The 715-nt window shown below is 46.9% G+C and carries 1 protein-coding gene; it reads left to right on the forward strand.

Annotated features, from left to right (window positions below; genetic code table 11):
* The coding region (locus A3763_RS28970; protein WP_197483019.1) for a hypothetical protein at window positions 1–715 on the forward strand (715 nt) is incomplete at both ends.

Here is a 715-nt window from a genome sequence, read left to right on the forward strand (position 1 = left end):
CCAAATACAAGCTTCAAGACTATGCAGTTGAAGTGCTTGCTCACGAGATTGGTCACCATATTCTTTCGCCAGCAACACTCACAGATCATGCCCGTATGATAGCGAGAATCCATGTCTGCCTTCCTACGTTAGAGAACCAGGCAGGTATGGTCGCCAACCTGTATTCAGACCTACTAATTAACAACCATCTCCAGCGTCAGTTTGGCCTCAGAATGGACGAGGTCTACAAGCGAATAGATCAAGGGGGATCGAATAGCCGAGTATGGCATCTTTACATGCGTATCTATGAGCATCTATGGCAGCTTAAATCGGGCTCTCTAGGAGGGCAGTCGGATTCTGATGCCATGGAGGGAGATGCATGGTTGGGTGCGAGAATTATAAAGGTCTATGCAGAGGATTGGCTTAAGGGGGCGTCTAGATTTGCGTCCCTCTTATTGCCTTACTTGGCTGAAGAAAAAAATACGGCAGATCAGATAGCCAAGTTAATGGATACAAAACATGCTGGAGCCGGGCAGTTTCCTTCCGGCTTGATCAATAAGGATCAGGGTGAAATGGATAATATTCACCCATCAATGGATCCAGATTTGATCGGCGATGCGAGCGCAAATGAGGCAGGAGCAAGGGAATCTAACCTAGGTGAAAGCTCACAATCAGATGGCAATGGCCAGTATCGTGAACCATTCGAGTATGGGGAAATTTTAAAATCCGCAGGTAT

It is taken from the genome of Oleiphilus sp. HI0128 (assembly GCF_001635365.1).